This is a genomic window from Pseudomonas sp. LBUM1671 (assembly GCF_059695685.1).
Map to the genome: position 1 here is coordinate 928,736 of NZ_CP166782.1, position 21,644 is coordinate 950,379.

Consider the following 21,644-nt stretch of genomic DNA (forward strand, 5'->3'; position numbering starts at 1 on the left):
TCTCGTTCCTGTCGCTGCTAAATCAGCGGCCAGGAGTGGAAACCTGAATCAGTAGGGCGAAGGCCCTCACGACCATAACGGCAAGTGATGGCTCCAATTAAGATTAGGAGCTGCAAATGGACAACGATAATTCCGATTCGAATTTCAATAAAACCAACCCAAGCGCCGACGCCTTGCGCGATGAAGAACTACTCAAAGACAGCGAGGCCATAAAACGCGCCCTCGATTACTACCTCGATCCCCCCGATCAATACGCCCCCAAACCCCGCCATCCCAGCACCATGTTCATGATTGCCCCGGACATGGATACCGAAAGTCTCCTGGCCCAAGCCTGCGAGTCCTTAGCGTCCGCGAGTGTCATGACCAGTGATTTCGCGGCGAACCTGATCGGCCCGCAGCGCAATACGGTGTTGGCGATTCAGCAGATCATCATGCTGGCGGAGTTGGCGGTGAATCGGGCGTTGGATAACGTTGATCCGCAGAGCTAGAGCGGATTCAGTCTGGTTGACCGCGTTATCGTTCTTCGCGAGCAAGCCCGCTCCCACAGGTGATTTGTGCTGGCACCGGAATGTGTGAACGACCATGAATCCTGTAGGAGCGGGCTTGCTCGCGAAGGCGATGGATCAACCACCACAACAGTCAGACAGGTTCACAACGAGAAATAAAAAACGGCGATCACTTAAGTGACCGCCGTTCCTGTGTCCGGGTTATCGAATCAAGGCATCAACACTTCAATCGCGCCATCCGCCGTCATGCCGACCTGGCTCGTGCCCGCCTCAACCTCTGGCGTCACTGGCGCGCCGTCCATGCCGGCCGCTTTCATCATCATTGGCCCGCGCAGATAAGGTTGTGGATAACCGCTGCTGTTCAGGTTCAGGCTGACGATTTTGTAACCCTTGCCACCCAACGCGTCGGTCGCCAGTTGCGCGCGGGCCTTGAACGCGGTGACGGCTTCTTTAAGCAGTGCGTCTTCGCTGGCCTTGCGGGTTGGTGTGGCGATGGCGAAGTCCATGCCGCCCATTTTCAGGTCGGTCAGCAGTTCGCCAGTCAACTTCGACAGCGCGGCGAAGTCGGAGCTTTCCAGGCGCAGTTCGGCGCGTTCACGCCAGCCGGTGATTTTCTGGCCTTTGGTGTCGTAGATCGGGTAGCTGTTGCGGCTGCCTTGGCGCAGGGTGACTTCCTTGACCTGTTTGGCCTGGGCCAGCGCTGTGTTCATGGTGGTGCTGACGTCGGCCGCGAGTTTGGCCGGGTCGGCGTTTTGTTCTTCGGTGTAGAGCGTCACGATCATCAGGTCGCGGGCCACTTCCTGGCTGACTTCGGCGCGCAGGGCGATCTGGTTGTAATGAAGCTCGTCGGCGGCCAGGGCCGGGAGGCTGGCGACGGTGCCAACGCTTAAGGCAAGAAGGGCGGCGCTGCGGCGGAAACTGTGCATGAAAACTCCTTGGACGGTGCGCAGGGGTTAAGGTCCGAGCCTGCGTGAAACCATCAGACTCTAGCTTTAATGATCCGGTTCGCACAGTTACAACTTCTATACAGATGTCGGTGATCCAGTGGTGAGGGGATTTATCCCCGTTGGGTGGCGAAGCCGCCCCGAAAGCGGCACCTCGGTGCGTCAGATATACCGCGTGTGTCGTATTGACGACTGCTTCGCAGCCGAACGGGGATAAATCCCCTCGCCACAGGGGGACTGGGAGCTTTCCTGCCATGTGGCGGTTTGCCGCACTTTTGCCTGTCAGCCCCCGTGCTTGGTTATACTCCGTGCGATCCGCCTGGAGCGCTCATCAGGAGAGCTCATGCTCGCCCCCGTTCAAATCACTTCCGCCACTCGCCAGAATCTCTGGCGGCTGACATTCATCCGCACCTTGGTGCTCGCCGCTCAGGCCGGTTCCGTAGGCCTGGCCTACTGGTTCGACCTGTTGCCGTTGCCGTGGGTGCAACTGGCGATGACCCTCGGCTGCTCGACGCTGTTGTGCGCGTTCACGGCCGTTCGCCTGCGCACTTCGTGGCCGGTGACCGAGCTGGAATATGCCCTGCAACTGGCCTGCGATCTATTTATCCACAGCGCCTTGCTGTATTTCTCCGGCGGCTCGACCAACCCCTTCGTCTCCTATTACCTGGTGCCGCTGACCATCGCCGCCGTGACCTTGCCGTGGCGCTATTCGGTGATTCTGTCCGGTATTGCGCTGGCGCTTTATACCTTGTTGCTGGCGCAGTTCTATCCGCTGGAAACCTTCCCCATCGCCCGGGAAAACCTGCAGATCTACGGCATGTGGCTGAGTTTTGCCCTCGCCGCCGCCGTCATCACCTTCTTCGCCGCGCGCATGGCCGAAGAGCTGCGCCGTCAGGAAGAACTGCGCGCCATTCGTCGTGAAGAAGGCCTGCGCGACCAGCAATTGCTGGCCGTTGCGACCCAGGCCGCTGGCGCCGCCCATGAGCTGGGCACGCCGTTGGCGACCATGAGCGTGCTGCTCAAGGAAATGCGTCAGGACCATCCCGACCCGCTGTTGCAGGACGATTTGAGCGTGTTGCAGGATCAGGTCAAACTCTGCAAAGAGACCTTGCAGCAACTGGTACGCGCCGCTGAGGCCAATCGTCGTTTGGCAGTGGAGATGCAGGACGTCACCGACTGGCTAGACGAAGCATTGAACCGCTGGCACCTCATGCGCCCGGAAGCCAGTTACCGCTTCCAGCGCCTGGGCCAGGGCACCGTGCCGCGCATGGCGCCGCCGCCAGATCTGACGCAGGCGCTGCTGAATTTGCTGAACAACGCCGCCGATGCCTGTCCCGAAGGGTTGCAGGTGACGCTGGACTGGAATGCCGAAGACCTGACCATCAGCATTCGCGACCACGGCGCCGGTGTGCCGCTGGCCATTGCCGAACAGATCGGCAAACCGTTTTTTACCACCAAGGGCAAAGGTTTCGGCCTGGGCCTGTTTTTGAGCAAGGCCAGCGTGACACGCGCCGGCGGCTCAGTGAAACTCTACAGTCATGAGGAAGGCGGCACGCTCACCGAGCTGCGCCTGCCCCGTGTCGCCCGAGGAGACGAACATGAGTGACGAGATCCAAGTTGAAGGCGAAGAACTGCCGCATTTGCTGCTGGTAGACGACGATGCAACCTTTACCCGCGTGATGGCTCGCGCCATGGCCCGCCGTGGTTTTCGCGTCAGCACCGCCGGCTCTGCCGAAGAAGGGCTGGTCATCGCTCAGGCTGATATCCCGGACTACGCCGCACTGGACCTGAAAATGGACGGCGACTCGGGCCTGGTGTTGCTGCCCAAACTGCTCGAACTCGACCCGGAAATGCGCGTGGTGATCCTCACCGGTTATTCGAGCATCGCCACCGCCGTCGAGGCGATCAAACGCGGCGCCTGCAACTACCTGTGCAAACCGGCAGACGCCGACGACGTGTTGGCCGCGCTGCTCTCCGAGCACGCCGACCTCGACACCCTGGTACCGGAAAACCCGATGTCGGTGGACCGCCTGCAGTGGGAACACATCCAGCGCGTGCTCACCGAGCACGAAGGCAACATCTCCGCCACTGCCCGCGCCCTGGGCATGCACCGCCGGACCCTGCAGCGCAAACTGCAGAAGCGCCCGGTGCGCCGCTGAACGGTTGCTGAACGATTATCGCCAGCCCTCGCGATAACCCGAACCGATCATCTATGATCGGTTCGTGTGTGTTCTTTTCTTTATTGAGCCTTTTCCATGAATCAGAACGCTGAGTATTCCGCGGTCAACGATGCTGTGCGCGGGCAGTTTTTTCGAAAAGTCTGGGCGATGATCACGCCTTACTGGCGCAGCGAGGAGAAGGTCAAGGCCTGGACGTTGCTGATCGCGGTGATTGCGTTATCGTTGATCAGCGTGGGCATCTCGGTGTGGTTCAACACCTGGTACAAGGATTTTTACAACGCGCTGCAGCAAAAAGACGAAGCGGCGTTCTGGCGGCTGATTCTGTATTTCTGCGGGATTGCGGCGGTGGCGATTGTCGGTGCCGTGTACCGGCTCTACCTGACCCAGATGCTGACCATTCGCTGGCGTGCCTGGCTCACGGAAAAGCATTTCGCCCGCTGGCTCGGCAACAAGAATTACTACCAGCTGGAGCAGGGCGGTTACACCGATAACCCGGACCAGCGGATTTCCGAAGACCTCAACAATTTCACCTCCAATACCCTGGAGTTGGGCATCGGTTTGCTGCGCAATATTGTCAGCCTGGTGTCGTTCTCGATCATTCTGTGGGGCGTGTCGGGCAGTATCGAAGTGCTTGGTTTTACCATACCCGGCTACATGTTCTGGTGTGTGCTGGTGTATGCCGTGATCGGCAGCTGGCTGACGCATTTGATCGGTCGCCGCTTGATCGGCCTCAACAACAAACAACAACGCTTCGAAGCCGACCTGCGTTTCTCCATGGTGCGGATTCGCGAAAATGCCGAGAGCATTGCGCTGTACAACGGCGAGCCCAATGAAAACCGTCGCTTGAGCAACCGCTTCGGGATGGTCTGGCACAATTTCTGGGACATCATGAAGGTGTCCAAGCGTCTGACGTTCTTTACCGCCGGTTACCAACAGGCAGCCATTATCTTTCCGTTCATCGTCGCTTCGCCGCGTTACTTGTCCGGCAAGATCGAACTCGGCGAGCTGATGCAAATCAGTTCGGCGTTCGGCAATGTGCAGGAGAGTTTCAGCTGGTTTATCAGTGCGTACCAGAACCTCGCGTCGTGGCGCGCCACTTGCGATCGTCTGCTGAGTTTCCGTCAGGCCATGACCGACAACGAAGAGCGTGCGCCGGCGATCGATGTGCAGAATTCGGGCTCGGCACTGAAGGTGCACAACCTGGGCCTCGATCTGGCTGACGGTCGTCATTTGCTGACCAACGCCGACATGACCTTGGAGGAGGGCGAGCGCGTAATGATCAGCGGCCGTTCCGGCAGTGGCAAGTCCACGTTGTTTCGGGCGATGGGGCATCTGTGGCCGACGGGCCACGGCAGCATTCGTCTGCCGACGGCGCGCTATCTGTTCCTGCCGCAGAAACCGTATCTGCCGATTGGCACGTTGCGCGAGGCCTTGAGTTATCCACAGGCCGGCGAGACGTATCCGCACGAGCGTTATGTGCAGGTGCTGGAAACTTGCCGCTTGCCGCACCTCGTTGCGCGGCTCGACGAAGCCAATCACTGGCAGCGCATGCTGTCGCCGGGTGAACAACAACGGCTGGCCTTCGCCCGTGCGCTGCTTTATGCACCGCAGTGGCTCTATATGGATGAAGCAACGTCGGCGATGGATGAAGAGGATGAGGCGTCGCTGTATCAGGCGTTGATCGATGAGATTCCGGGGCTGAGCATTGTCAGCGTCGGGCATCGCAGCAGTCTGAAGCGTTTCCACCCACGGCATGTGCGCATTGAAAATGGCCATCTGGTGGACCAGACCGTGATCGCATAAACACCTCCGCCCCATCTGTGGGGCGGATTCTGTGGTGAGGGGATTTATCCCCGTTGGATGGCGCAGCCATCCCAAGCCAGCAGCCTTGGTACATCCGGTACATCGAGTGCAGAGGTTTTGCGACGGCTGCGCCGCCGAACGGGGATAAATCCCCTCGCCACAGGTCGCGCCTGCCGGGGCGGGGTGATCGTACAACCGCGTTGAGCTATGATGCGGTTTCAGCCGCAATTTTCGAGACAGACGTTCACCATGGAAAACCCGATCGACGCACCACGCCTCCCTCGCAAGCGCCGCAGCCTCGCACAGGAATTGGTGACGGTGCTGTCCGAGCAGATCCGCGACGGTCACCTCAAGCGCGGCGACAAATTGCCCACCGAGTCGGCGATCATGGATGCCCATGGCGTCAGCCGCACCGTGGTGCGCGAGGCGATTTCCCGTTTGCAGGCGGCTGGCCAGGTGGAAACCCGCCACGGCATCGGCACCTTCGTGCTCGACACTCCAAGTCCAAGCGGCTTTCGCATCGACCCGGCGACCGTGGTCACCCTGCGTGACGTATTGGCAATTCTGGAATTGCGCATCAGCCTCGAAGTGGAATCCGCCGGCCTCGCCGCCCAACGCCGCAGCCCGGAACAGCTGGCCTTGATGCGCGCAGCACTGGACGCCTTGAATGAAAGTGCCGCCCACGCCAGCGATGCCGTAGCGTCGGATTTCCAGTTTCACCTGCAAATCGCCCTGTCGACAGGCAACCGCTACTTCACCGACATCATGACCCACCTGGGCACCAGCATCATTCCGCGCACACGGCTGAACTCCGCGCGCCTGGCCCATGACGACCAGCAGCACTACATGAGTCGTCTGAGCCGTGAGCACGAAGAGATTTACGACGCGATCGCGCGCCAGGATTCGGATGCCGCGCGGGCGGCGATGCGTTTGCATCTGACCAATAGCCGCGAGCGGCTGCGCCATGCGCATGAAGAGGCTGAGGCGCAGCGGGGGTAGGTTTCCAGGCTGGAGGATGGTTGCCTGACAGATAGCCATCGCTAGCAGGCTAGCTCCCACAGGGGATCTCCAGTGAACCCACTATGGGTGTTCACCTTTGATTAAATGTGGGAGCTAGCCTGCTAGCGATTGGGCCGGCAGCTTTAATGCTAAATTATCAGCCAGAGCGCAGAATCGAACGATCCACCCGCACGGCCAATTCAGCCACCCCGGGCTTGGCATCAAACGTCACATCCCCACGCTCATCTACCATCGCCCGAGCAATCGGCACGCCCTTGGACAACAACTCCAACGGCGCCCCCTCCAGCGATTGCCCCGAAGCCAGTTCCAGTTTCAATTTGATAGTCATCATCGATCTCCTTATCAAGCGACATTGCCAGTGGGTTTGTAGTCCTTGAGCAGCAGGTAAGTGCTCCATCCCCACCAGTCATCGACGGTGGCGGTGTCGTTCAGGTTGTTGACGTCCTTGCGCCGCAGCACTTTGTTGCCTTCAACCCGGAACAGCGGTGAAAAGTTGTTCGCCAGGTTCAGCACGGCTTGCAGATCCGGCGTCTTTTGCAAGGCGCCGAAGTTGCCGGGCGCCGAGGCGGTGCCGCTGAGATACGCCGCAAACACTTCGTCCGCCGACACTTGTACCGCCTGATTCACCTGGACGCGATTGGTGCTGGATAGGGCGTCGAAGTAACGTTTGTCGCCATACGCGCGCCATTGATCGCCATTGCCATTGCGCACATTGAGGCCGAACTTGCTGTCTTCGTCGTGCATGAAGCGGGTAATCAGCGAGCCCAGATCACTTGGCGTCACCACCGCGGCGAGTTGTTTACGCGGCACGCGCAAATGGCCGGCGGAAAACAGGTCGGTCAGGTAGTGATCGGCAAACGCATTCATCGCGTAGGCCAGCTCCAGCTGCGTTTCATCACCGCTTGCGTGAGCCTTCACTGCTTGTTGCAGCGCTGCGGCATGCCCGGCGATGTACGCCAGCAGCGCCCACTCGGCAAAGTGATCGGCATTGTTGGCGGCCAGTTTCAGATAGCGACCCAGTGGAAACAGCGCCGAGACGAAACTGCCGCCGCCGGTGATTCTGTTCCACTCTTCGGACAACGTATCTCCGAGGGCGTCATACGCCTCATGAGGCTGTTTGCCGTCCTTGATCGCCTGTTTAACGGCGGTGATTTCCTTCTGCATGACGCCGAGGATCAACTTGGCTTCGGCATTGGATGCCGACAGCACCGCCAGCAAATTGAACGCGTTGGTAAAGCGCTGGACGCGGTCGGCAGGCGTGGCGCCTTCGCTGACCGGTTGATCGGGGATGCCATAGAAATCACCGCCCAGGGCGACGATCTGACCGTAAGTCAGCGCCAATCCATTCGGTAAATGCAGTTCTACCTGCGAGGCCGGGACAGCCGGCGCGTCCTTGATGAAACGCAGCAGGGTGCTGTCGCCAATGGCAGTGTGTTCGCCGCCCTCGAACTTCAGCTGAGGCTTGCCTTTCAAGGCTTTGCCGGTCGGGATGTTAGGTGTTTTAGGTGCGTCGTTATGTTCGCCTAGCTGCAGAATCAGCGAACTGTTGGCGGTGACGGCGATGCCGTCTTCGGTAAAAAGATCATCCAGATTCGCGATGATCTGTTCGGGTTTTTCCTGCGGTTGAGTGTGTAGACCTGACATTTCTGGCTCCTTGATATGTCGTCGGTATGAATCCAAATAAACTGTATGTATATACAGTTGTTCAGAGCATAGAAGAGAAATTTCCCACGTCAAGAAAATCCCTTTCCGACACAAATTCCAGGCCTAGCGATGAAATGCAGTTGACGGTTATTATTTAAGTTGTACGATGACCTACAACTCGGCCACAGGCTGAATGCTTTTCTCACACAAACGTCGCTACCCAGGGTGTTCGAATAATGAATCCACAAGAACTGAAGTCCATCCTCTCTTCCGGCCTGCTGTCTTTCCCGGTCACCGATTTCAATGCCCAGGGCGATTTCCATCGCGCTGGTTACATCAAGCGTCTCGAATGGTTGGCCCCATACGGCGCCACGGCGTTGTTCGCCGCGGGCGGCACCGGTGAGTTCTTCTCTCTGGCGGCCAGCGAATATTCGGAAATCATCAAGACCGCCGTCGACACTTGCGAAACCAGCGTGCCGATTCTGGCCGGCGTGGGTGGTTCGACCCGTCAAGCCATCGAGTACGCACAGGAAGCCGAGCGTCTGGGCGCCAAGGGCCTGTTGCTGCTGCCGCACTACCTGACCGAAGCCAGCCAGGACGGCGTTGCCGCCCACGTTGAAGCCGTGTGCAAATCGGTGAAAATTGGCGTGGTGGTTTACAACCGCAACGTCTGCCGCCTGACCGCTCTGTTGCTGGAACGTCTGGCTGAGCGCTGCCCGAACCTGATTGGCTACAAGGATGGCCTGGGCGATATCGAGTTGATGGTGTCGATCCGTCGCCGCCTCGGTGATCGTTTCAGCTACTTGGGTGGTTTGCCGACCGCCGAAGTTTACGCCGCTGCTTATAAGGCGCTGGGCGTGCCGGTCTACTCGTCGGCGGTGTTCAACTTCATCCCGAAAACCGCGATGGATTTCTACCACGCCATTGCCCGCGAAGATCACGCCACCGTCGGCAAGATCATCGACGACTTCTTCCTGCCGTACCTGGACATCCGTAACCGCAAAGCCGGTTACGCGGTGAGCATCGTCAAGGCCGGGGCAAAAATTGCCGGCTATGACGCAGGTCCTGTGCGTGCGCCGCTGACCGATCTGACCGGCGAAGAGTACGAGATGCTCGCCGCGCTGATCGACAAGCAAGGTGCGCAGTAACACCCGACATAACCAAGGCCGCTGAGCAATCAGCGGCTTTTTGCGTGAGGAGATCTCCTAGTGGCAGATACAAAGCGTTTCGATAACTACATCAACGGTGAATGGGTCGCGGGCAGTGATTACTGCGCCAACATCAACCCGTCAGAACTGACCGATACCATCGGCGACTACGCCAAGGCTGACCTCGCTCAAGTCCAGGCCGCCATCGACGCCGCGCGCGCCGCGTTCCCGGCCTGGTCCACTTCGGGCATTCAGGCTCGTCACGATTCGCTGGATAAAGTCGGCAGCGAAATCCTCGCCCGCCGCGAAGAACTCGGCAACTTGCTGGCCCGGGAAGAGGGCAAGACCCTGCCCGAAGCCATCGGCGAAGTGACCCGCGCCGGCAACATCTTCAAGTTCTTCGCCGGTGAATGCCTGCGCCTCTCCGGCGACTACTTGCCGTCGGTGCGCCCGGGTGTGAACGTCGAAGTCACCCGCGAAGCATTGGGCGTCGTTGGCCTGATCACGCCGTGGAACTTCCCGATCGCGATCCCTTCGTGGAAAATCGCCCCGGCCCTGGCCTATGGCAACTGCGTGGTGCTGAAACCGGCCGATCTGGTGCCGGGTTGCGCCTGGGCGCTGGCCGAAATCATCTCCCGCGCAGGCTTCCCGGCCGGCGTGTTCAACCTGGTGATGGGCAGCGGTCGTGTGGTGGGCGATGCGTTGGTGCAGAGCCCGAAAGTCGACGGCATCAGCTTCACCGGTTCGGTCGGTGTCGGTCGTCAGATCGCGGTCAGCTGCGTCTCGCGCCAGGCCAAGGTTCAGCTGGAAATGGGCGGCAAGAACCCGCAGATCATTCTCGACGACGCCGACCTGAAACAAGCGGTCGAGCTCTCGGTACAAAGCGCGTTCTACTCCACCGGCCAGCGTTGCACGGCGTCGAGCCGCTTCATCGTCACCGCCGGGATTCACGACAAATTCGTTGAAGCCATGGCTGAGCGCATGAAGTCGATCAAGGTCGGCCACGCGTTGAAAACCGGCACCGACATCGGTCCGGTCGTCTCGCAAGCCCAGCTTGAACAGGATTTGAAGTACATCGACATCGGCCAGTCCGAAGGTGCACGTCTGGTCAGCGGCGGCGGCTTGGTGACGTGCGACACCGAAGGCTACTACCTCGCGCCAACGCTGTTTGCCGACAGTGAAGCGGCGATGCGCATCAGCCGTGAAGAGATCTTTGGTCCGGTGGCCAACATCGTTCGCGTTGCCGATTACGACGCTGCGCTAGCCATGGCCAACGACACCGAATTCGGTCTGTCGGCGGGCATCGCCACCACGTCGCTGAAGTACGCCAACCACTTCAAGCGCCACTCCCAGGCCGGGATGGTGATGGTCAACCTGCCGACGGCGGGCGTGGATTACCACGTTCCATTCGGTGGGCGTAAAGGTTCATCCTATGGTTCCCGCGAGCAAGGTCGCTACGCGCAAGAGTTCTACACGGTCGTGAAGACCAGCTACATCGGTTCCTGATACACGCAATACCTGTGGGAGCTGGCCTGCCAGCGATGGCATCACCTTGGTGTGACTGACATACCGAGGTGCCCGCATCGCTGGCAGGCCAGCTCCCACAAAAACTACATCGTTATTACCCGCATAAAAATAATCAGTGGGAGTACATCTACATGCAAGCGACCAAGCCGACTCACGTCCGCTATTTGATTCTGCTCATGCTTTTCCTGGTGACCACGATCAACTACGCCGACCGGGCCACTATCGCCATCGCGGGCTCCAGCCTGCAAAAAGACCTCGGCATCGACGCGGTTACCCTCGGCTATATCTTCTCTGCATTCGGTTGGGCCTACGTGGCCGGGCAAATTCCCGGTGGCTGGCTGCTGGACCGTTTCGGTTCGAAAAAAATCTACGCATTGAGCATCTTCACCTGGTCGCTGTTCACCGTGCTGCAGGGCTATGTCGGCGAGTTCGGCATGTCCACGGCAGTGGTTGCGCTGTTCATGCTGCGCTTCCTGGTAGGCCTGGCCGAAGCGCCATCCTTCCCTGGTAACGCACGCATCGTGGCGGCCTGGTTCCCGACGGCTGAACGCGGTACGGCCTCGGCGATCTTCAACTCGGCGCAATACTTCGCCACCGTGTTGTTTGCACCGCTGATGGGCTGGATCGTCTACAGCTTCGGCTGGCAGCACGTGTTCATCGTCATGGGCGTGATCGGCATCATCTTCTCGGGGATCTGGCTGAAGGTGATCTACAGCCCGCGCCAGCACCCGATGATCAACGACGCCGAGTTCAAACACATCGCCGACAACGGCGGCATGGTCGACATGGACCAGGACAAAGGCAAAGGCAAAAAAGGTGACGGTCCGAAGTGGGACTACATCCGCCAGCTGCTGACCAACCGCATGATGCTCGGCGTGTATCTGGGCCAGTACTGCATCAACGGCATCACTTACTTCTTCCTCACCTGGTTCCCGGTGTACCTGGTGCAGGAGCGCGGCATGACCATCCTCAAGGCCGGTTTCATTGCCTCGTTGCCGGCGATCTGCGGGTTTATCGGTGGTGTACTCGGCGGGGTGATTTCCGATTACCTGCTGCGCAAAGGGCACTCCCTGACCTTCGCCCGCAAGGCGCCGATCATTGCCGGCCTGCTGGTCTCCAGCAGCATCGTGGCCTGCAATTATGTTGATGTTGAGTGGATGGTTGTCGGCTTCATGGCCCTGGCATTCTTCGGCAAAGGTGTGGGTGCGCTGGGTTGGGCCGTGGTGTCCGACACCTCGCCAAAACAGATCGCCGGTCTCAGCGGCGGCTTGTTCAACACCTTCGGCAACATCGCTTCGATCACCACCCCGATCGTCATCGGTTACATCATCAGCTCCACCGGTTCGTTCAAATGGGCGCTGGTGTTTGTCGGTTGCAACGCACTGGTCGCAGTGTTCAGCTATCTGGTGATCGTTGGCCCGATCAAGCGTGTGGTGCTTAAAGAGCCGCCAGTCAGCGGCCCTGAAACCAACAACAAATTGTCTCAAGCGCATTCCTGAGGAGCGGCGTCATGCAGTTGATTGAACATTCCGACTCGCCGCGCTACATCCGCCTGCACGAGCGGGACAACGTGGTGATCGTGGTCAATGACCAAGGCGTACCGGCCGGCACCGAGTTTCCCGATAGCCTGGTGACGGTGGACTTCGTGCCGCAGAGCCACAAAGTCACCCTGGAAGACATTCCCGAGGGCGGCCAGGTGATTCGTTACGGCCAGACCATCGGCTACGCGTTGCAGCCGATTCCGCGCGGCAGTTGGGTCAAGGAAGATCAACTGCGCATGCCTACCGCGCCACCGCTGGACAGCCTGCCGCTGTCCACCGAAGTGCCGGCGGCGCAGGCACCGCTGGAAGGCTTCACGTTCGAGGGTTATCGCAACGCCGACGGCACCGTCGGCACGCGCAACATTCTGGGGATTACCACGACCGTTCAGTGTGTCACTGGCGTGCTGGACCATGCGGTCAAGCGCATCAAGGACGAGTTGTTGCCGCTTTATCCGAATGTCGATGACGTGGTGGCTCTGACCCATAGCTACGGCTGCGGCGTGGCCATTACCGCCACCGACGCGTACATCCCGATCCGCACCGTGCGCAACCTGGCGCGCAACCCGAACCTGGGAGGTGAAGCCTTGGTCATCAGCCTGGGCTGCGAGAAATTGCAGGCCGGGCAGGTGATGCACGAGAACGACAGCTCGGTGGATCTGAGCGATCCGTGGCTGTACCGCTTGCAGGATTCCAGTCACGGTTTCACCGAGATGATCGAGCAGATCATGGCGCTGGCCGAGACCCGTTTGAAGAAGCTCGACCAGCGTCGCCGGGAAACCGTGCCGGCGTCCGAGCTGATTCTGGGCATGCAGTGCGGCGGCAGCGATGCGTTTTCTGGCATCACTGCCAACCCGGCGCTGGGCTACGCTTCGGACCTGTTGCTGCGGGCTGGCGCGACGGTGATGTTTTCCGAAGTCACCGAAGTGCGCGATGCGATTTATCTGCTGACTTCTCGCGCGGAGACTGAGGAAGTTGCTCAGGAACTGGTGCGGGAAATGGACTGGTACGACCGTTACCTGGCCAAGGGCGAAGCGGACCGCAGCGCCAACACGACGCCGGGCAACAAGAAGGGCGGGTTGTCGAACATTGTCGAGAAGTCGTTGGGCTCAATCGTCAAATCCGGCAGCAGCGCGATCAACGGGGTGCTTGGCCCTGGTGAGCGGTTCAAGCGCAAAGGGCTGATTTTCTGCGCGACCCCGGCCAGTGATTTTGTCTGCGGGACGTTGCAGTTGGCGGCGGGGATGAACCTGCATGTGTTCACCACCGGGCGTGGTACGCCATATGGTTTGGCGATGGCGCCCGTGGTGAAGGTGTCGACCCGGACCGAACTGGCGCAGCGCTGGCCGGACCTGATCGACATCGATGCCGGGCGGATTGCCACCGGGCGCGCTTCGATAGAAGACCTCGGCTGGGAGTTGTTCCACTACTACCTTGACGTGGCCAGCGGCAAGAAACAGACGTGGGCGGAGCAGCATAAGCTGCATAACGACATCACCCTGTTTAACCCGGCGCCGATCACCTGATCCTGTGGCGAGGGAGCTTGCTCCCGCTGGGGCGCGAAGCGTCCCCCAAAATGGGCCTGCTGCGCAGTCCAGCGGGAGCAAGCTCCCTCGCCACAGGTTACTCATCGCCTGCTCGACCAGACGCCAACGTCGTGGGTGGCTTATCATTAGCCCCCTAACGACGCTCACCCAAGGTTCCCCCCGGCATGCTGGCTATCTTCCTCGAAACCCTGAACATCACCGCGCCGGTGTTTGCCATGCTGTTTCTGGGGGTGGTGCTCAAGCGCATCGGATGGATCAACGACAACTTCATTCATACCGCGTCGGCCCTGGTGTTCAACGTCACCATGCCGGCGTTGCTGTTCCTGGGCATCCTGCATGCCGACTTGCACGCCGCGCTGCAACCGGCGCTGCTGATCTACTTCTCGCTCGCCACCCTGGCGTCTTTCGCCATCGCCTGGGGCTGGGCGATCTTGAAGTGCCCGCGGGAAGACCGGGGGATTTATACCCAGGGCGCGTTTCGCGGCAACAACGGTGTCATCGGCCTTGCGTTGGCGGCGAGCATGTACGGCGATTACGGGATTTCCCTCGGGGCGATTCTCGCGGCGCTGGTGATCCTGTTTTACAACACACTCTCGACCATCGTGCTGGCGGTATACAGCCCGGTGATCAAATCCGATCCGTGGAGCATCTGCAAAAGCGTGATGGTCAACCCACTGATCATCAGCGTGTTTGCGGCAGCGCCGTTTGCTTATTTCCAGATTGGCTTACCGGGCTGGCTGGAAACCTCCGGCCAATACCTGGCGCAAACCACTCTGCCGTTGGCACTGATCTGCATCGGCGGCACGCTGTCGCTGGCGGCATTGCGCAAAAGCGGCAACATGGCGCTCAGCTCAAGCCTGGTGAAGATGATTGGCTTGCCGGTGCTGGCGACGTTGGGGGCGTGGCTTTGGGGGTTTCGCGGGGCGGAGTTGGGAATTCTGTTTCTGTACTTTGGCAGCCCGACCGCAGCGGCCAGTTTTGTCATGGCCCGTCAGGCCGATGGCAATCACGAACTGGCGGCGGCGATCATCGTCATCACCACGTTGATGGCGGCGGTGACCACCAACATCGGGATCTTTTTGTTGCAGTGGGGTGGGTGGATCTAGCTTCGGGATTTGTGGTGTTCTTCAGGGCCTCATCGCGGGCAAGCCCGCTCCCACAGGGTTCCGTTTTGTTGCACACATTGCATGTACACCAACGTCCACTGTGGGAGCGGGCTTGCCCGCGATAGCGATCTCACTGTCACTGCAAAAGCCAGGTTATTACTCCGGCTTCTGATAGGTATCGATCACTTCCTGCGCCGCGCGAAACGCATCGATCGCTGCCGGCACACCGGCATACACCGCGCAATGCAGCAGCGCCTCACGAATCTCTTCCACCGTGCAGCCGTTGTTCAGCGCCCCGCGCACGTGACCTTTCAATTCCTGCGGGCACTTCAACGCCGTCAGCGCGGCGAGGGTGATCAGGCTGCGGGTCTTCAGCGGCAGACCCTCGCGATTCCACACGCTGCCCCACGCGTGTTCATTGACGAAATCCTGCAGCGGCTGGGTGAACTCGGTGGCATTGCCCAGTGCGCGGTCGACGAACGCATCGCCCATCACTTGGCGGCGGACTTCAACGCCAGGTTTCTTATTGTCGGTCACGGCATTTCCCTCTTGTGGTGTTGGCGACGCCAGGCGCGCAGCGACGTGAACAGCAGATAGGCCACCAGCGCCGGCAGGACGTAAAACAGCATCAGGTGTTCAAGCTTGCCAGCCAGTGGCATGCCGGTGGTAAACGACACCACGTGCAGACCGTAAGCCAGATACAAACCCAAAAACAGCAGACCTTCGGCGCGGGTCACCCGGTAGCCGGTGTAGAACAGCGGCAGGCACAGCACCGCGACACCGAGCATCACCGGCAAGTCGAAATCCAGGGCATTGGGCGAAACCGAGAGTGGCGAGGGCGCGACGAGCGCGGTCAGGCCGAGCACGCCCAGGAGGTTGAACAGGTTGCTGCCAATCACGTTGCCCACGGCAATGTCCCGTTGACCGCGCAACGCGGCGATCAATGAGGTGGCCAGCTCCGGCAGGGACGTGCTGATGGCGACGATGGTCAGGCCGATGACCCGCTCCGACAGCCCCAGATCGGTCGCAACCGCTACGGCGGCGCCAAGCAACAAGTGGCCGGCGTAGACCAGCATCGCCAGTCCTGCGACGGTCATCAGCACGCTGCTGAACCACGGTGCCCGGGGTGTTCCGTCATGGGAGGGCGGACGGGCGGAATGGCGCGACTGGTGCAGCAGCAAGCCCAGATACAGCGCCAGGGCGGCCAGCAGAATCATGCCGTCTACGCGGGTCAGCTCTTCATTCCACGCCAGTAAAAACACCAGCAGGCTGGCGCCGATCATCAGCGGAATATCCAGGCGCACCAGTTGCCGCGATACCCGTAGCGGAATGATCAGTGCCGAAAGCCCAAGGGTGACGAGGATGTTGAAGATGCTGCTGCCGATCACGCTGCCGACGGCGATGTCAGCGTTTTGCGCCAGGGTGGCTTGCAGGCTCACCGCCATTTGCGGCGCGCTGCTGCCCAGGGCGACGATGGTCAGGCCGATGATCAGCGGGCGCACCTGCAAGCGCGCGGCAAGCCGGACGGCGCCGCGCACCATCAGCTCGGCGCCAGCGATCAGCAACAGCAGGCCACCGAGCAATTCAATCACGCTGATCAGGGGTAAATCGGCAAGTCCGAAAATGGTCGGGGCTCCGTCTGTTAATCGTCGAGGGCTTGCACGCGAACCCGTGCGGTGCCGCTACGGAGCATACCCAGTTGTTCGGCGGCCTCGTGTGAAAGATCAATCAGGCGCCCACGGGTATGCGGCCCACGGTCGTTGATACGCACCACGCAGGACTTGTCGTTATTCAGATTGGTGACCTTCACCCGCGTGCCGAACGGCAACTGGCGATGGGCGGCGGTCAGGGAGTTCTTGTTGAAACGTTCGCCACTGGCGGTGCGTTTACCTTGGTGTTTGGCGCCGTAATACGAAGCTACGCCGGTCTTGTCGTAGCCATGTGGATCGACGATGTCGTTGCTGGCGCAACCGGCCAGCAGAGAGAGCAGGGCGCAGGCACTGAGCAGACGCTTCATTCAAAGGCTTCCAAAAACAAAAGTGGGAGCGAGCTTGCTCGCGAATGCATTCTGACAATCAACTTTGTGTTGAGTGCCGGACCACTATCGCGAGCAAGCTCGCTCCCACAGGGAATAGAGCCAGTGTTTAGAGCTGGCTCCATTCCGGTCAGCCTTCGAGCTTGCTTTTCAGCAGTTCGTTGACCTGTTGCGGGTTGGCCTTGCCTTTGGAGGCTTTCATGGCCTGGCCGACGAAGAAGCCGAACATCTTGCCGCGTTTGGCTTCGTCTGCCGCGCGGTATTGCTCGACCTGCTCGGCATTGGCCGCGAGCATTTCGTCCAGCACCGCCGAGATCGCGCCGCTGTCGGTCACTTGCTTGAGGCCGCGCTTGTCGATGATCTCGTCCGCGCTGCCTTCGCCGTTGGCCATCGCTTCAAACACCACCTTGGCAATTTTGCCGGAGATGGTGTTGTCCTTGATGCGCAGCAGCATGCCGCCCAGTTGCTCGGCCGAGACCGGCGACTGGTCGATTTCCACGCCTTGCTTGTTCAGCAGGCTGCCCAGTTCCACCATCACCCAGTTGGCCGCCAGCTTGGCGTCGCCGCTGATGCTTACGACTTTTTCGAAGTAATCGGCTTGCTCGCGGCTGGTGGCCAGGACGCTGGCGTCATACACCGACAGGCCGAATTGTTCCTGGAAACGCTCGCGTTTCTGCGGTGGCAATTCCGGCAGCGTGGCGCGCACCTCGTCCAGGAACGAGTTCTCGATGACCACCGGCAGCAGGTCCGGATCAGGGAAGTAACGGTAGTCGTTGGCTTCCTCTTTGCTGCGCATCGGACGGGTTTCGTCCTTGTTCGGATCGTACAGGCGAGTCTGCTGGATCACTTTGCCGCCGTCTTCGATCAGCTCGATCTGACGACGCACTTCGCTGTTGATCGCCTTCTCGATGAAGCGGAACGAGTTGACGTTCTTGATCTCGCAGCGCGTACCGAACTCAACCTGGCCTTTCGGGCGGATCGACACGTTGCAGTCGCAACGCAGCGAACCTTCGGCCATGTTGCCGTCGCAAATGCCCAGGTAACGCACCAGCGCGTGGATGGTCTTGACGTAGGCGACGGCTTCCTTGGCGCTGCGCATGTCCGGCTCGGAAACGATTTCCAGCAGCGGCGTGCCGGCACGGTTCAAGTCGATGCCGGTGGCACCGTTGAACTCTTCGTGCAGGCTTTTGCCGGCGTCTTCTTCCAGGTGCGCACGGGTGACGCCGACACGTTTGATCGTGCCGTCTTCCATGGCGATGTCCAGGTGGCCCTTGCCGACGATCGGCAATTCCATCTGGCTGATCTGGTAGCCCTTCGGCAGGTCCGGGTAGAAATAGTTTTTACGGGCGAACACGTTGTGCTGGCCGATTTCGGCATCGATGGCCAGGCCGAACATCACCGCCATGCGCACCGCTTCCTGGTTCAGCACCGGCAGTACGCCGGGCATGCCGAGGTCAACCAGGCTGGCCTGGGTGTTCGGCTCGGAACCGAAAGTGGTGGAACTACCGGAAAAGATTTTCGACCGGGTGGTGAGCTGGGTATGAATCTCCAGCCCGATCACGACTTCCCATTGCATGTGTTTCTCCTCAGAAGCCGGTTGGGGTGCGGGTGTGCCAGTCAGTGTTCAGCTGATACTGATGGGCAACGTTCAACAGGCGACCTTCCTGGAAATACGGGGCGAGCAGTTGCACGCCGACCGGCAGGCCATCGACAAAACCGGCGGGCATGGACAAGCCCGGCAAGCCCGCGAGGTTGGCGGTGATGGTGTAGACGTCTTCCAGGTACGCAGCGACCGGGTCGCTGTTCTTGGCGCCGAGTTTCCAGGCCGGGTTCGGCGTGGTTGGGCCGAGGATGATGTCGACTTCATTAAAGGCTGCCATGAAGTCGTTCTTGATCAAGCGACGGATCTTCTGCGCCTTCAGGTAGTAGGCGTCGTAGTAACCGGCCGACAGCGCATAGGCGCCGACCATGATCCGGCGTTGCACTTCCGGGCCGAAACCTTCGCCGCGGGAACGCTTGTACAGGTCTTCCAGGTTTTTCGGGTCTTCGCAGCGGTGGCCGAAACGCACGCCGTCGAAACGCGACAGGTTGGAAGAGGCTTCTGCCGGGGCGATCACGTAGTACGCCGGGATCGCGTGCTGCATGTTCGGCAGGCTGATTTCCTTGATCACGGCGCCAAGCTTTTCCAGCTCCTTGACGCTGTTGTGGATCAGCTCGGCAATGCGCGGGTCGAGACCGGCGCTGAAATATTCCTTTGGCACGCCGATGCGCAGACCCTTCAGCGAACCGTTGAGGCTGGCGCTGTAATCAGGCACTGGCTCGTCGATGCTGGTGGAGTCTTGCGGGTCGAAACCGGCCATGCCTTGCAGCAGGATTGCGCAGTCTTCGGCAGTGCGAGCCAGAGGGCCGCCCTGATCGAGGCTGGACGCGTAAGCGATCATGCCCCAGCGCGAAACGCGACCGTACGTCGGTTTCAGGCCGGTGAGGTTGGTCAGTGCAGCGGGCTGACGGATCGAGCCGCCGGTGTCGGTGCCGGTGGCCGCAGGCAACAGACGAGCGGCAACGGCTGCGGCCGAACCGCCGGACGAACCACCCGGAACGTGTTCCAGATTCCACGGGTTTTTCACCGGGCCGTAGTAGCTCGACTCGTTGGCCGAACCCATGGCGAACTCGTCCATGTTGGTTTTGCCCAGGGTCACGGCGCCGGCAGCGGCCAGCTTGGCGACCACGGTGGCGTCGTACGGTGCTTTAAAGTTGTCGAGCATCTTCGAACCGCAGCTGGTGCGGATGCCTTGGGTGCAGAACAGGTCTTTGTGGGCGATCGGCGCGCCGAGCAGGGCGCCGCTCTCACCGTTGGCGCGGCGTGCGTCGGCGGCTTTCGCCTGCTGGAGCGCCAGGTCTTCGGTGAGGCTGATGAAGCTGTTGAGCTGAGGATCGAGCTGGGCGATACGCGCCAGCAGGGTTTTGGTCAGCTCTTCGGAAGAAAACTTTTTATCGGCGAGTCCGCGGGCGATCTCGGCCAGAGTCAATTGATGCATTGCAGGCTCTTTCCCTTTAGTCGATGACTTTCGGAACCAGGTACAGGCCGTTTTCGACCGCTGGTGCGATGGACTGGTAGGCCTCGCGATGATTGGTCTCGGTCACGACGTCTGCACGCAGGCGCTGGCTGGCTTCCAGTGGGTGGGCGAGCGGCTCGATACCGTCGGTATTGACCGCCTGCATTTCGTCGACCAGCCCGAGAATGCTGTTCAGGGCTGAAGTAATGTGTGGAAGATCGGCATCATTGAGGCCAAGGCAGGCCAGATGAGCGATTTTTTCCACGTCGGAGCGTTCAAGCGCCATGGGAATCTCCAGTGGAAAACAGAACGGACGGCGTCCGTGTGTTAGATTGTCGGAACACTACCGCATTTCTACGGTCATAAGGCCGCGATTGTGGGGGTTGGTGCACAGAAAAGCGGCCAATTTAACATATTGGCGCCTTGCCCAAAATCCCTGTCGTTGTTAGAGTTTGCCGCACTTTTTTACCCACGCGTTGCCTAGGGTCCCTTTCCCATGTTCAAGAAACTGCGTGGCATGTTTTCCAGCGATCTTTCCATTGACCTGGGCACTGCCAACACCCTTATTTACGTGCGCGAGCGCGGTATCGTCCTGAATGAGCCATCGGTTGTGGCTATTCGGACACACGGTAACCAGAAAAGTGTCGTTGCTGTCGGCACCGAGGCGAAGCGCATGCTCGGCCGTACGCCGGGCAACATTGCTGCCATTCGTCCGATGAAGGATGGCGTAATCGCCGACTTCAGCGTCTGCGAAAAGATGCTGCAATACTTTATCAACAAGGTTCACGAAAACAGCTTCCTGCAGCCAAGCCCTCGTGTGCTGATCTGCGTTCCGTGCAAATCCACCCAGGTTGAGCGTCGCGCCATCCGTGAGTCGGCCCTGGGTGCCGGTGCTCGCGAAGTGTTCCTGATCGAAGAGCCAATGGCTGCTGCGATCGGTGCCGGCCTGCCGGTTGAAGAAGCACGCGGTTCGATGGTCGTCGATATCGGTGGCGGTACCACTGAAATCGCCCTGATCTCCCTCAATGGTGTGGTTTACGCCGAATCCGTACGGGTTGGCGGCGACCGCTTCGACGAAGCGATCATCACCTACGTGCGTCGCAACTACGGCAGCCTGATCGGCGAATCCACCGCCGAGCGCATCAAGCAGGAAATCGGTACGGCCTACCCGGGCGGCGAAGTACGTGAAGTCGACGTTCGTGGCCGTAACCTGGCCGAAGGTGTTCCACGTGCCTTCACCCTGAACTCCAATGAAGTGCTGGAAGCTCTGCAAGAGTCCCTGGCCACCATCGTTCAGGCTGTGAAAAGTGCGCTGGAGCAATCGCCTCCGGAACTGGCTTCCGATATCGCCGAGCGTGGCCTGGTGCTGACCGGTGGTGGCGCCTTGCTGCGTGACCTCGACAAGTTGCTGGCCCAGGAAACAGGTCTGCCGGTGATCGTTGCCGAAGACCCGCTGACCTGCGTTGCTCGCGGCGGTGGCCGTGCACTGGAAATGATGGATAAACACACCATGGACCTGCTGTCGAGCGAGTGATCTCGCCGGTTGCATCTATGCTGTTGAGCGCGCAGGCGGCCCTTTGCAGTGCCGCC

The 21,644-nt window shown here is 60.1% G+C and carries 20 protein-coding genes; 11 read left to right on the forward strand and 9 right to left on the reverse strand.

The window, feature by feature from the left end; all coding sequences use genetic code 11:
* Positions 1 to 116: 116 nt before the first annotated feature.
* A complete protein-coding gene (locus ACA060_RS04060; protein ID WP_497315573.1) occupies positions 117 to 488 on the forward strand; it encodes a DUF6124 family protein in 372 nt (123 codons plus the stop codon).
* 227 nt (positions 489 to 715) lie between these two features.
* Here the strand turns inward: ACA060_RS04060 and ACA060_RS04065 are convergent, their stop codons facing one another.
* Entirely contained in the window at positions 716 to 1,432 is a 717-nt protein-coding gene (locus tag ACA060_RS04065) for an SIMPL domain-containing protein (protein WP_497315575.1), read from the reverse strand.
* 361 nt (positions 1,433 to 1,793) lie between these two features.
* Here ACA060_RS04065 and ACA060_RS04070 point away from each other — a divergent pair, with 361 nt between their 5' ends.
* The 4 genes from ACA060_RS04070 (at position 1,794) to ACA060_RS04085 (ending at position 6,432) form a co-directional block, all read left to right on the forward strand.
* Entirely contained in the window at positions 1,794 to 3,056 is a 1,263-nt protein-coding gene (locus ACA060_RS04070) for an ATP-binding protein (protein ID WP_109627954.1), read from the forward strand.
* Positions 3,049 to 3,609 carry a response regulator transcription factor gene (locus ACA060_RS04075; RefSeq protein ID WP_109627955.1) on the forward strand — a complete coding sequence of 187 codons (561 nt, stop codon included), beginning with the start codon at positions 3,049 to 3,051 and terminating at the stop codon, positions 3,607 to 3,609. The genes ACA060_RS04070 and ACA060_RS04075 overlap by 8 nt, the downstream gene beginning before the upstream one ends.
* A 96-nt stretch (positions 3,610 to 3,705) precedes the next feature.
* On the forward strand, positions 3,706 to 5,433 hold the full coding sequence (locus ACA060_RS04080; RefSeq protein ID WP_497315577.1) for an ABC transporter ATP-binding protein/permease: 1,728 nt from the start codon (positions 3,706 to 3,708) through the stop codon (positions 5,431 to 5,433).
* 249 nt (positions 5,434 to 5,682) lie between these two features.
* On the forward strand, positions 5,683 to 6,432 hold the full coding sequence (locus ACA060_RS04085) for a FadR/GntR family transcriptional regulator (protein WP_031318393.1): 750 nt from the start codon (positions 5,683 to 5,685) through the stop codon (positions 6,430 to 6,432).
* A gap of 157 nt (positions 6,433 to 6,589) precedes the next feature.
* On the opposite strand, the gene ACA060_RS04090 is transcribed toward ACA060_RS04085, so the two are convergent.
* Complete coding sequence (locus ACA060_RS04090; protein ID WP_109627958.1) at positions 6,590 to 6,781, reverse strand: hypothetical protein; 192 nt, start codon at positions 6,779 to 6,781, stop codon at positions 6,590 to 6,592.
* Between the two features lie 14 nt (positions 6,782 to 6,795).
* Complete coding sequence (locus ACA060_RS04095; protein WP_497315579.1) at positions 6,796 to 8,097, reverse strand: phospholipase; 1,302 nt, start codon at positions 8,095 to 8,097, stop codon at positions 6,796 to 6,798.
* Between the two features lie 236 nt (positions 8,098 to 8,333).
* On the opposite strand from ACA060_RS04095, the gene kdgD reads away from it, so the two are divergent.
* From kdgD to ACA060_RS04120, 5 genes are all read left to right on the forward strand, one after another.
* The gene (kdgD, locus tag ACA060_RS04100; RefSeq protein WP_497315581.1) at positions 8,334 to 9,245 is read left to right on the forward strand and encodes a 5-dehydro-4-deoxyglucarate dehydratase; all 912 of its coding nucleotides are present in this window, start codon (positions 8,334 to 8,336) and stop codon (positions 9,243 to 9,245) included.
* A gap of 60 nt (positions 9,246 to 9,305) precedes the next feature.
* On the forward strand, positions 9,306 to 10,751 hold the full coding sequence (locus tag ACA060_RS04105; protein ID WP_497315583.1) for an aldehyde dehydrogenase family protein: 1,446 nt from the start codon (positions 9,306 to 9,308) through the stop codon (positions 10,749 to 10,751).
* Between the two features lie 152 nt (positions 10,752 to 10,903).
* The gene (locus ACA060_RS04110) at positions 10,904 to 12,271 is read left to right on the forward strand and encodes an MFS transporter (RefSeq protein ID WP_010463380.1); all 1,368 of its coding nucleotides are present in this window, start codon (positions 10,904 to 10,906) and stop codon (positions 12,269 to 12,271) included.
* Positions 12,272 to 12,282: 11 nt separating this feature from the next.
* Positions 12,283 to 13,836, forward strand: a complete 1,554-nt coding sequence (gene garD / locus ACA060_RS04115; protein WP_497315585.1) for a galactarate dehydratase — start codon at positions 12,283 to 12,285, stop codon at positions 13,834 to 13,836.
* Positions 13,837 to 14,021: 185 nt separating this feature from the next.
* Positions 14,022 to 14,963, forward strand: a complete 942-nt coding sequence (locus ACA060_RS04120) for an AEC family transporter (RefSeq protein ID WP_497315587.1) — start codon at positions 14,022 to 14,024, stop codon at positions 14,961 to 14,963.
* 156 nt (positions 14,964 to 15,119) lie between these two features.
* On the opposite strand, the gene ACA060_RS04125 is transcribed toward ACA060_RS04120, so the two are convergent.
* From ACA060_RS04125 to gatC, 6 genes are all read right to left on the reverse strand, one after another.
* Positions 15,120 to 15,455, reverse strand: a complete 336-nt coding sequence (locus ACA060_RS04125; RefSeq protein WP_371922076.1) for a carboxymuconolactone decarboxylase family protein — start codon at positions 15,453 to 15,455, stop codon at positions 15,120 to 15,122.
* 41 nt (positions 15,456 to 15,496) lie between these two features.
* Positions 15,497 to 16,555 carry a calcium/sodium antiporter gene (locus tag ACA060_RS04130; RefSeq protein ID WP_497315588.1) on the reverse strand — a complete coding sequence of 353 codons (1,059 nt, stop codon included), beginning with the start codon at positions 16,553 to 16,555 and terminating at the stop codon, positions 15,497 to 15,499.
* A 50-nt stretch (positions 16,556 to 16,605) separates the two neighbouring features.
* Positions 16,606 to 16,980, reverse strand: a complete 375-nt coding sequence (locus tag ACA060_RS04135; protein WP_497315589.1) for a septal ring lytic transglycosylase RlpA family protein — start codon at positions 16,978 to 16,980, stop codon at positions 16,606 to 16,608.
* A 148-nt stretch (positions 16,981 to 17,128) separates the two neighbouring features.
* A complete protein-coding gene (gene gatB, locus ACA060_RS04140; RefSeq protein ID WP_109627968.1) occupies positions 17,129 to 18,574 on the reverse strand; it encodes an Asp-tRNA(Asn)/Glu-tRNA(Gln) amidotransferase subunit GatB in 1,446 nt (481 codons plus the stop codon).
* A 10-nt stretch (positions 18,575 to 18,584) separates the two neighbouring features.
* Positions 18,585 to 20,036 carry an Asp-tRNA(Asn)/Glu-tRNA(Gln) amidotransferase subunit GatA gene (gatA, locus tag ACA060_RS04145; RefSeq protein ID WP_497315591.1) on the reverse strand — a complete coding sequence of 484 codons (1,452 nt, stop codon included), beginning with the start codon at positions 20,034 to 20,036 and terminating at the stop codon, positions 18,585 to 18,587.
* A gap of 16 nt (positions 20,037 to 20,052) precedes the next feature.
* On the reverse strand, positions 20,053 to 20,340 hold the full coding sequence (gatC, locus tag ACA060_RS04150) for an Asp-tRNA(Asn)/Glu-tRNA(Gln) amidotransferase subunit GatC (RefSeq protein ID WP_007901429.1): 288 nt from the start codon (positions 20,338 to 20,340) through the stop codon (positions 20,053 to 20,055).
* A gap of 210 nt (positions 20,341 to 20,550) precedes the next feature.
* Here gatC and mreB point away from each other — a divergent pair, with 210 nt between their 5' ends.
* Entirely contained in the window at positions 20,551 to 21,588 is a 1,038-nt protein-coding gene (mreB, locus tag ACA060_RS04155) for a rod shape-determining protein MreB (protein WP_002555108.1), read from the forward strand.
* Positions 21,589 to 21,644 lie beyond the last annotated feature (56 nt).